At 58.8% G+C, this 10,186-nt stretch carries 11 protein-coding genes; all 11 read left to right on the forward strand.

All coding sequences use genetic code 11. The annotated features are described in order from the left end of the window. The coding region (locus ABJK70_RS13895; RefSeq protein ID WP_347258265.1) for an RHS repeat-associated core domain-containing protein at positions 1 to 565 on the forward strand (565 nt) is incomplete at its 5' end. Positions 566 to 576: 11 nt separating this feature from the next. Continuing rightward, a complete protein-coding gene (locus tag ABJK70_RS13900; RefSeq protein WP_156879622.1) occupies positions 577 to 1,149 on the forward strand; it encodes a hypothetical protein in 573 nt (190 codons plus the stop codon). 744 nt (positions 1,150 to 1,893) lie between these two features. Continuing rightward, positions 1,894 to 3,255, forward strand: coding sequence for a chromate efflux transporter (gene chrA / locus ABJK70_RS13905; RefSeq protein ID WP_347258266.1), 1,362 nt, complete (start codon positions 1,894 to 1,896; stop codon positions 3,253 to 3,255). A gap of 373 nt (positions 3,256 to 3,628) precedes the next feature. Next, complete coding sequence (locus ABJK70_RS13910; protein WP_077727856.1) at positions 3,629 to 4,414, forward strand: ParA family protein; 786 nt, start codon at positions 3,629 to 3,631, stop codon at positions 4,412 to 4,414. A 17-nt stretch (positions 4,415 to 4,431) separates the two neighbouring features. After that, entirely contained in the window at positions 4,432 to 4,836 is a 405-nt protein-coding gene (locus ABJK70_RS13915) for a DUF1992 domain-containing protein (RefSeq protein WP_077727855.1), read from the forward strand. A gap of 19 nt (positions 4,837 to 4,855) precedes the next feature. After that, complete coding sequence (locus tag ABJK70_RS13920; RefSeq protein WP_347258267.1) at positions 4,856 to 5,665, forward strand: RMD1 family protein; 810 nt, start codon at positions 4,856 to 4,858, stop codon at positions 5,663 to 5,665. Positions 5,666 to 5,832: 167 nt separating this feature from the next. After that, positions 5,833 to 6,525 (forward strand): sigma-70 family RNA polymerase sigma factor, encoded by a 693-nt coding sequence (locus ABJK70_RS13925; RefSeq protein ID WP_347258268.1) that lies wholly within the window; start codon positions 5,833 to 5,835, stop codon positions 6,523 to 6,525. A gap of 10 nt (positions 6,526 to 6,535) precedes the next feature. Beyond that, positions 6,536 to 6,967, forward strand: coding sequence for a hypothetical protein (locus ABJK70_RS13930; protein WP_077727854.1), 432 nt, complete (start codon positions 6,536 to 6,538; stop codon positions 6,965 to 6,967). Beyond that, the gene (locus tag ABJK70_RS13935) at positions 6,964 to 7,404 is read left to right on the forward strand and encodes a periplasmic heavy metal sensor (RefSeq protein ID WP_077727853.1); all 441 of its coding nucleotides are present in this window, start codon (positions 6,964 to 6,966) and stop codon (positions 7,402 to 7,404) included. Before ABJK70_RS13930 ends, ABJK70_RS13935 begins: the two co-directional genes overlap by 4 nt. Before the next feature lie 6 nt (positions 7,405 to 7,410). Then, on the forward strand, positions 7,411 to 8,931 hold the full coding sequence (locus ABJK70_RS13940; protein WP_086134955.1) for a TolC family protein: 1,521 nt from the start codon (positions 7,411 to 7,413) through the stop codon (positions 8,929 to 8,931). Positions 8,932 to 8,967: 36 nt separating this feature from the next. Next, positions 8,968 to 10,101, forward strand: a complete 1,134-nt coding sequence (locus ABJK70_RS13945) for an efflux RND transporter periplasmic adaptor subunit (protein ID WP_240507085.1) — start codon at positions 8,968 to 8,970, stop codon at positions 10,099 to 10,101. Positions 10,102 to 10,186 lie beyond the last annotated feature (85 nt).

The raw sequence follows: 10,186 nt of genomic DNA on the forward strand, positions 1-10,186 counted from the left end.
CGTCAATCTGCGCCTGCCGGGGCAGTACTTCGACGCCGAGACGGGGCTCCACTACAATGGCTTCCGTGATTACGATCCGAGCCTCGGGCGGTATCTGGAGAGCGATCCGATCGGGCTCGAGGGTGGTCTCAATACCTATGCCTATGTGGGAGGGAGTCCAGTGAATTGGATTGACCCCCTTGGGCTGTGTTTCAGTGGTTCGTGCCATTTGCCACCTGGAGTATCCCCAAATGATCTCGCGTATCCGCCATCGTACAATTCGGTGTCGCCTGAGGTTGAAGATGCAATAAACGATATTCTGAAGGATAAAACGCCAACAGATAAAACGTCAAAAGTTAAAGAGTTTTCTGGTAGCGGTGGCGAAGATGCGTGCCTTGACGATGCGAAGAAGTTACCCACAGATGGTGGCTGGATTACAACGCCTGATGGAAAAATCATAATCCCACTCCCCGGAGGAGGAACGGCGAATATCCATCCAAGTTCAACGCGAGGTGGTCGACCGACGCTCGACCTACCTAATCCAAACGCTACGAATCCTAAGTCAAGATTAAAGATAAGATATTAGACAGGCGCAGTATGGCCGAGAATGACTTACTAAGCTGTGACATAAAGGCTCTAATTGAGGCTTCATATTTTAGCGGTCAAGTATTGCCAGACTACCCATTCAAAATAGAGTCATGGCGAGGAATTCTATTGCAGCAAGAGGATTTATTTGAACGCGAGGGCTATTTAAAACTCTGCGAAGCCTGTGATCTCGCAACTAAAGACAAGAGTGTATATTTCTGTTTAACAACATTTAATGACATTCCTGAGTCGGTTGCTCCCAAACAATGGCATGAAAAGCTGGATTGGGCCACGTTCGATGCCTCAACAAATCCGGCATGGGAGTTGGCTATGAGTGGTCATTATTGGCTTGGCAGTTCTTTGAAATGGGGAGCGATCTATTCTGACGAGGACGTCATTATATTTGGTGGAGATAACAGGTTTATGGATGTTTTTGAAACGGTGCATGGAGGGATAGATTATTTACATGCTCGCTTTGGTGATTATATGAAAGGAATATCAACGCCAGAAAAAAAGGCTTTTCTTTACAAGCTTTCTCAAAGTATTCAAAAACACGGTCAGGCTGCGGCAAAAAAGCCCGCATAGGGGTAATGCTATCTTTGAAAAAGGTACGCAGTGCGTATCCTATACAGGACGGGGTCAGGCGTTGGTTATTTGCTTCTGATTTCCTTAAGTGAAGTGCCGAATGTGATAGAACGGAAGAACCCTCCGGCCTGTCTGAAAATGGCCCGGAGCGTGCCTTCCGGCGTGTCGCCGGGATGGTTGGGAGCTCGCATAGGATGCGCAGAGGTACGAAGCGCATCGATCGAGCTTATGGTCATGACGCCAACGGCGATCCGAAGACGAAGCCGCCGGCGCTCAGTTGCAACTAATGTGGTCCTGGACCGGATAATTTCAGTCCCGCGCCGATGATGGCAGGCTCAGTGGCCGCGAATGTGGTCCCGTGCGCTTTTTCAGTTGCAACTAATCCGGTCCTGAAATCGCGCTGATTGCAGTCCCGGCGATTTATGAAATCAGTCCACTACAGTTAAAAGGTTAAAATATGTCGCGGCCGTTATTGGGTCGCCCAAGGTTTCGGCACCAATAATCCTAGAAACGGCAGTTGACCGCTTCGATGCACCAGAAAAGCCCGATGAATCCTGAACGTCCCGCCCTGCATCAATCTCACCTTTTGGGTGAAGCCGCTACGCACCCGATTGCACGGCGGGCGGGCCACCTGGCGGCGTTGCTCCTTCTTGCGGGAGACTACCCCGCGGCGGCGTCGCGCCTTGCCAGGCGACCCGCCCGCCGCACACTCCGTCACGTCCAACTGCCGTTTCTCGGATAATAATGGATCAGCAAAACGGCCCGATCGAATACCTCGCTACAAACGAAAATCCCACCGTCAACTTCGGCGAAGCCTTGCGGTTCTGGCTGAAACTGGGCTTCATCAGCTTCGGGGGGCCAGCCGGGCAAATCGCCATCATGCACCAGGAACTGGTGGAACGGCGGCGCTGGATTTCGGAGCGGCGCTATCTTCATGCCCTCAACTACTGCATGCTCCTGCCGGGGCCGGAAGCCTTGCAACTGGCCACCTATATCGGCTGGCTGCTCCATGGCCTCAGAGGCGGAATCGCCGCCGGCGTCCTGTTCATCCTGCCCTCTCTGGCCATTCTGATCCTGCTGTCCTGGATTTACATGACTTTCGGCAGTCTGCCGGCGGTTGCCGGCGTGCTCTACGGCATCAAGCCGGCGGTGGTGGCGATCGTGGTTTTCGCCGCCTATCGCATCGGTTCACGGGCACTGAAAAACGGCGTCCTTTGGAGCATCGCCGTGCTGGCCTTTCTTGCCATTTCGGTGCTCTCCGTTCCTTTCCCCGCCATCATTCTGGCTGCGGCCCTGCTGGGTGCCCTGGGCGGACGTCTCGCACCGCGATTTTTCCGGGCCGCGGATGATCACGGCAACCCCGACAAGAACTTCGGTCCATCGATCATAGACGACCGCACGCCGACGCCGGATCACGCCAGGCTGTCCCGGCCGAGGCTGATGGCCCTGGCGATCGTCGGACTGATTTCGTGGGGAGGAATCCTGGCGCTCCTGGATCAGGATCGGGGCTGGCAGGGAGATGCCGTTCAGATGGGCTGGTTCTTCACCAAAACCGCCCTGCTGACTTTCGGCGGCGCCTACTCGGTGCTGCCTTACGTTTATCAAGGGGCGGTCGAGCATTACCACTGGCTGACCGCTCCCCAAATGATGGATGGGCTGGCATTGGGAGAAACCACGCCGGGTCCTTTGATTATGGTGGTTACCTTCGTGGGCTTCCTGGCCGGCTGGAGCAAGGATTTGATCGACGGCGCGCCCTTGCTCGGAGGTGCCGCCGGGGCGGTGATCGCGACCTATTTCACGTTTCTGCCGTCGTTTCTGCTCGTCCTGCTGGGCGGGCCGCTGGCGGAAGCGACCCATGGCAACATCAAGTTCACCGCGCCCCTGACCGGCATAACCGCCGCCATGGTGGGCGTGATATTGAATCTTGCCGTGTTCTTCGCTTATCACCTGTTCTGGCCCAACGGCCTGAACAGCCCTGTCGATTGGCTGTCCGTGGGAATCGCTCTAGCCTCGGCGACGGCATTGCTCCGCTTCAAGCTGGGCGTTATTCCTCTGATCGGTATTTGTGCCATGGCGGGTCTCGTTTATCGGCTCGCGGTTCTTTGATCGGGTTTCGGCGTTTCCGAGCGACCGTTTGCGATTGAAAAGGTGGCTCCGGCGCTCCTGGAAGGGTCGTTCTAGCGCTCCCAGAGAGCGTTTTCCGAATCGGTGTAAGGGATTCGGATATGTAGGTCGGCAATCCCTTGCCGACGTATCGGCTCGGCGAAGGGCTTTGTCGGAAGGGCAGCTCTGGCGCTCCCAGAGATGCCGTTTGCGATTGGAAGGGACCGACTAAAGGTCCGTTTGCGATTGGAAGGGTGCGAGACGCAGGCCGGACACAAACGGCTTCCTCATTTGTTCGGGGTTTCCCTAGCTATCGGATGCTATTGTTCTCTATACTTTTCTGGATATTTTTTACCCATCCATCAAGAGAACTTCTATGCGCCGCGTTATTTTCAATCAAAAGGGGGGCGTCGGTAAGTCCACGATTGCCTGCAATCTCGCCGCCATCAGCGCCGCCGAAGGCAAGAAAACCTTGGTTGTCGATCTCGATATCCAGGGCAACTCCACCCATTATTTGCTGGGCCAGAAGGTGGCCGATCCGGACGCCAGCATCGCCCACTTCTTCAAGGACACCTTAAGCCTGAACCTGTTCGGCAAGAGCCCGAACACCGGGCTGGATAGCGCCATACACGAAACGCCGTTCCCTAACCTCTATGTGGTGCCCTCGCATCCCGAATTGGAACCGCTGCAGAGCCGGCTCGAATCCCGTTATAAGATTTACAAGCTGCGCGAGGCGCTGGATGCTCTCGGCGAATTCGAGCGCATCTATATCGACACGCCGCCGGTACTCAACTTCTACAGCCGATCGGCCTTGATCGCCGCCCGGCGCTGCCTGATTCCCTTCGATTGCGACGCCTTTTCGCGGGAAGCGCTGTACAACCTGCTGGCCGTGATCGGCGAGATCAAGGCGGACCACAACGACGCGCTGGAAATCGAAGGCATCATCGTCAACCAGTTCCAGGGCCGCGCCAATTTGCCTCAGCAACTGGTCAACCAGCTGATCTCGGAAGGCCATCCGGTATTGCAGACCAAGCTTTCGCCCTCGGTGAAGGTGCGCGAATCCCATAGCGAATCCAAGCCGCTGATCCATTACGCGCCGGAGCACAAACTCTCCGAGGAATACAAGGCACTGCACCGGGAAATTCACGAGAGGCATCACTAAGGTTTTTCCATAGCCCCATGAGTACGCTCGCATTTCTCGATCGAATCGCGGAAGAAAAAATCCGGGAGGCCATCGCGCGCGGCGATTTGAACGATTTGCCCGGCGCCGGCAAACCCGTACCCGACGAAGAGGAACTGGCCCTGGTGCCTGCTGATCTGCGCATGGCGTACCGGGTTCTCAAGAACGCCGGCTATGTTCCCGAGGAAGTGCGTTTGCGGCGGGAGATCGAAGACGTCGGCCGACTGATCGAGCTGTGCGACGATTCATCGGCGCAATACCGGGAGGGTTTGAATCGGCTGCATCTGCTCGTGCAGCGGCTGGGAGAAATGCGCGGCGGCAACCTGGCGCTGCACGACCGTTATTACAAGCAGGTCGCCGAAAAATTCGGCGAGCGGCATACCGCTTCGAAACGCGATGAATAGCCTATAAGGACCAGAGCCGGTGCAAACGGAGGACATTCAAAAGGCGACCGAAGCCGCCCAATTTTTACGCGCACGGGCCTGGTTTCTCGGGACCCGCATCGACATTCGGGATCTGGAGCGCGGCAGTCGGCTCGCCGTGGGACCGCTGACCATGCTGGTGGGTCCAAGGGGTTACAGCCTCATTTTTCGCTTCGGCGTCGTCGTGCTCGTCGGTCTCACCCGATCCGAAGAAACGGAAATCCTCGAGCGCCTGGCACCGTCGGTCCAAAATCCGTTTGCGCACCCCGAATCGGACGAGGTAGACATCATCATCGATCCCGACCGGCCCGAGCGCTTCGATACAAATGGGCGATTGAGTCTTACCGAAGCGACTACGGGCCGGCTGCAAGTCGTCGCCCACGTGCTGGCGAAAAGCTGCGTGCTGGGTTATTACGAACGCAGCGTCGGAGAGGTCTTCGACCGCGTCGAGCGGCTGGCGGAACGCCTGAGCCAGGGCCTAGGCCCCGCCCGGGACAAGAAAGAGATACTCAACGAAATCGGCAACGTCTTGTTGATTTTGACCCGGACCGTGGGCCGCGTCGAAGTCACCGAAAAGCCGGAAATCACCTGGGAAGACATCGAACTCGACCGCCTTTATGAGAGGCTGGCCTACGAATACGAACTGCGTGATCGGGATCTGGCGCTATCGCGCAAGCTGGAACTGATCTCCCGCACCGCCGAAACCTATCTGGACCTGGTCAACAGCCGTCAGACGCTCCGCGTGGAGTGGTACATCGTCATTCTCATCGTGATGGAAGTCATCCTGTCTCTGCACGAGAAGTTCTTCTGACCGTCCTGCCCCCGTTTTCCGATATTTCAGCGCGCGCAGGTTTTTTCCCGTACCTGCGTATATAGAGATATGAAAGCGTTTTCGCGAATTTCCCCGGTACCAATCTCTTTTGGTAGGTCGGCAATCCTTTGCCGATACATGCGTCGGCAAAGGATTGCCGACCTACGATGCTCGCCTATCGGGGACGCCGATCCACTCACCGCCGTTCCGATCGAATCGGCGTACCTAAACAGCAACTGGTCGTGAACGATTTGTCCTGCTCGATCATGACATCCGGAACCGGATTTCAGTCCCGCCGACAGGAGCAGAACGGCGATACCGCATCGATCCGCGACGAAATCCTCATGAGTCGGGTCGCTCAAGGCGATCACGACGCATTTTCGTTGTTGGTCCATCGCCATACTCCCCGGATGTATGCGCTGGCGCGGCGGATCAGCGGGCTATCGACCGAGGCCGAGGAAGTTGTGCAGGAAGCCTTTCTGCGGGTTTGGGTAAACGCCGCGGCGTGGTCCCCGCAAAAAGGCACTTTCGCCGTCTGGTTGGGACGGATTGTCGTCAATCTGTGCATCGATCGCCGCCGCAGGGACCGATACGAGCCCTGGGGCGACGACGAACCGCTTATCCAAGCCGCAGATTTGGAATCCGTGCTGACTCAGCAACAGCAGGCCGAACAGATCGCCTCGGCGGTCGAGGAACTGCCGATGCGCCAGAGGAGCGCCCTGGTTCTGTGTTATTACGAAGGGTTCAGCAATGCCGAAGCCGCCGAAATTCTCGAGATCTCGGTGGGCGCTTTGCAAGCTTTGCTGGTCCGGGCGCGCCGCACACTACGCGAACGTCTGGCCCCATTGATCCGAACTTAGGAGGAGTCCGATGCTATTGACCCGCCTCAAACATCATTTCGCCGCCTTCGGCGCCGATACCCGGCGTTGGCCGACAAAGCCGCATGGGATCTGGCGCCGGCTGGCGGGCTCTTCGCGCTTTCGAGCAGAACGCACCGAGGCCGAGCGCATCGACCGTCTGCTCGATCTCTGGCGCATCGAAACGCCATCCGAGCAGCTTGCGCAACATATCTGCCAACGAGCCCTCGCATTGCCGCAGCAGCCCGTTTCCGCTATCGCGCCGCCGACCGACATCGTCGTTTGGCCGTTTGCGTCGTATTGGCCGGGCGTGGCCACCTTCGGTCTCGCGCTCATCATGGGTTGTCTCTTGGGTTGGTACGGCGGAATCAACGGCACGACCTCCGAGGACTGGCTCAACACGGCTGCCCTTACCCCCATGCAAGAGGATTTCAGCGATCGATGAAGCCTTTCAGCTTGTCGTCCCGAACCACCGCCTGGATTCTTCTGGGCTCGCTCCTACTCAACGTGTTTCTGTCAGCCTGGCTCGGCGTCGGCACCTATAAACACACGCACCGGCGTCCGTGGTTGTCGATCGAATCTTTCGAAGAACGGTTCACGTCACGATTGCCGGAGCACGATGCCTCGACGTTCCGCAGCATCCTGGATGCGCAGCGGCCGGAACTCGTATCTCGCATCGAGGCGGTGCGCGCCTCCCGCGACGAGGTCAGACGGACGCTCCAAGCCGAGCCGTTCGACCGGCACCTTCTCGAAGCGGCATTGGAGCGAAGCGACCATGCTATGACCGCCCTGCAAACCACGCTGCACACGGTGATCTTGACGGCCGCGCCCGAATTATCGGGTGAGGGACGCCGGCGCTTGCTCGAAAAACCCGAACGCTAAGAACGCATGAATGCCAGACCACGCCCCGCGTCCGGGCTGAGATTCTTATTGTTGGCCGGCATGCTCTTGGCCGACGATTTGCCGGCGGCGGAACGTCCGCCGTTTCTCGAAGATCCCCTGGACACTCGCAAAGCCGTGGCGCCGACTCCGGCGCGATCGGTCCGGAAACCCGGACTGGGCGATCCCTGCCCGGCGGATGCACGCGCCGGCCAAGCCTGGTCCTTGCTCGAAATCATCGACCAGGCGCTTTGCCACAATCCGCAAACCCGCCAAGCCTGGGCGAACGCACGGGTTCAGGCGGCCCAGTTCGGCGTGGCGGAAGCCGCCTACCTCCCTACCGTCAACCTGAACACCACGGCCTCATACGGCCAGACCGGCTCCGGAAGCGTATCCCAAAGCCAATTGCAAGGCTTCCCCCTGGGAACGGGGGTTAGTGGCGGAACCTTCGGGGGCAGGGAACAATTCCGGATCACGCCCTCGGTAAGCCTCAACTATCTGCTGTTCGATTTCGGCGGCCGATCCGCGCGACTGGAAAATGCGCGGGCGGCGCTCGATGCCGCCAACTGGAGCCACGCATCGACGCTGCAGAACGTGCTATTCACCGCAGTGCAAGCGTATTACCAGTTGTTCGCGGCCCGCTCGGCGCTCGAAGCCACCGAAGCTTCCGAACGGTCCAGCGAGGAAGCATTCGAGGCGGCGGCATTTCGTTACGAGGTCGGCGCGGCAGCTCTCGCCGACAAGCTGCAAGCTCAAACCGCCTACGCGCAAGCCAAACTCAACCGCCAGAGAGCCACCGGCGACGCGCAGAATGCCTTGGGAGTTCTGGCCAACGCCATGGGCCTCAAGCCCCATGCGTCGTTGGACATCGAGCCGCCCGCCTTCATCGAGCCGGATGCGGAACGGGAACGCGACGTGCAAGCCTTGATCGAAGAAGCGAAAGCGTTGCGTCCGGATTTGGCTGCGGCCGAGGCCCAGGTCCGAGCGGCCGAGGCGAATGTGAGATCGGCGCGCTCGGGCAGCCTGCCGACTGTTTCGCTGGTGAGCAATTACGCCTACAGCGATTCCAGCATCTCGCAAAGCTTCCAAAGCTGGTCGGTCGGTCTGCAACTCAGCGTGCCGCTATTCACCGGATTCGCCAATACCTACCAGATTCGGAGCGCCGAGGAACAGGTATCGGTCCAGGAAGCCACCCGCGATCAATTGGATCAAACGATCGCTCTCGACGTGTGGCGCGCCTATTTCGATTTGAATACCACGCGGGAAACGCTGTCCAGCACGAACGATCTCTTGGCAAGCGCGACCCAGGCGGAAAAGGTAGCCTTGGGCCGTTATAAAGCCGGAGCGGGCAGCATTCTGGAACTTCTGAACGCCGAAGCCGATCTTGCCAATGCCCGCTTGCAGCACGTCCAGGCCCGCTATAACTGGCACATCGGCAAAGCCCGCCTCGCGCAGGCGATAGGCGCTCTGGATCCGACCGAGATCGGCGCCAGTTCGCGGGCGGTGGAAAAAAAGACCAATTTCCCTTAATCAAGGTTCATGATGTCGCGTTCGAAACTCTTAATCTTGTTGCTCATCTTGGCCCTGGTCGCCGGCGGATTCGTACTGTGGAACAAGAACCGGCATGCCGCCGATGCCTCCGCCTACCGCACGGCTCCGGTCGCCCGGGGCGATATCCAGCAAACCGTTTCCGCCAATGGAACCTTGAATCCCGTGGTGCTGGTCAACGTCGGCACCCAGGTGTCCGGTACGGTCCAGACGCTCCACGCCGACTTTAACGATCGAGTCCGCGAAGGCCAGGTGCTTGCCGAATTGGACCCGGCCCTGTTCCGCGCCCAGCTCGATCAGAGCCGCGCCAACGTGGCCAATGCCCGCGCATCTTTGCAGCTGGCGGAGGCCAACGAGCGGCGTGCTCGCGCCCTGTTCGGGCAGGACTATATCTCCCGCGCCGAATTGGATGCGGCGATACAGGCGTTGGGTGCGGCCAGGGCGCAAGTGGCCGCCGCCACCGCTCAGGTGCATCGCGACGAGACCAATCTGCGCTACAGCGTGATCGTCTCGCCGGTATCGGGCGTTGTGGTGTCGCGGAACGTGGATGTGGGCCAGACCGTAGCCGCGAGCTTCCAGACCCCTACCCTTTTCACCATCGCCCAGGACCTGAAGAAGATGCAGATCGACACCACGGTCGCCGAAGCGGACGTGGGCAAGGTGAGGGTCGGCCAAACCGTACATTTCGCGGTCGACGCGTTTCCGGGACGGGATTTCGTCGGAACCGTGCGCCAGATCCGTCTGAACTCGCAGGTTCTCCAAAACGTCGTGACCTATAACGTCGTAATCGATGTCGACAATCCTGACGAGATCCTGATGCCCGGCATGACGGCTTTCGTCACCATCGTCGTCGACGAGCGCAAGAATGTACTTAGGCTGCCGGTGGCCGCGCTACGCTACGAGCCGACGGAAGGCGCGGAAGACACGAAAACCCCCAAGCCCAAGGGGAAGGCGGTTTATCGCTTGGAAGAAGGAAATCCGGTGGCCGTCCCGGTGCGCACGGGAATCACCGACGGCAAGTTCGTGGAACTGGTCGAAGGCGATCTCAAGGAAGACGATCCGCTGGTCACCGAAGACCAGCGAAAAGACGCTGCCGATTCGGGCCGAGGCAGCGGCGGTACCGGCGGCTCCTTTAGGGTCAGGATGCATTAAGGGTATGCCTCCGTCACTCATCGAAGTCGTCGATCTGGTCAAGACATATCCTGTCGGCGATTCCGGAACCGTACCCGTGCTGCAT

Origin of the sequence: Methylocaldum sp. (genome assembly GCF_039794385.1) — a bacterium.
Taxonomy (GTDB): Bacteria; Pseudomonadota; Gammaproteobacteria; order Methylococcales; family Methylococcaceae; genus Methylocaldum.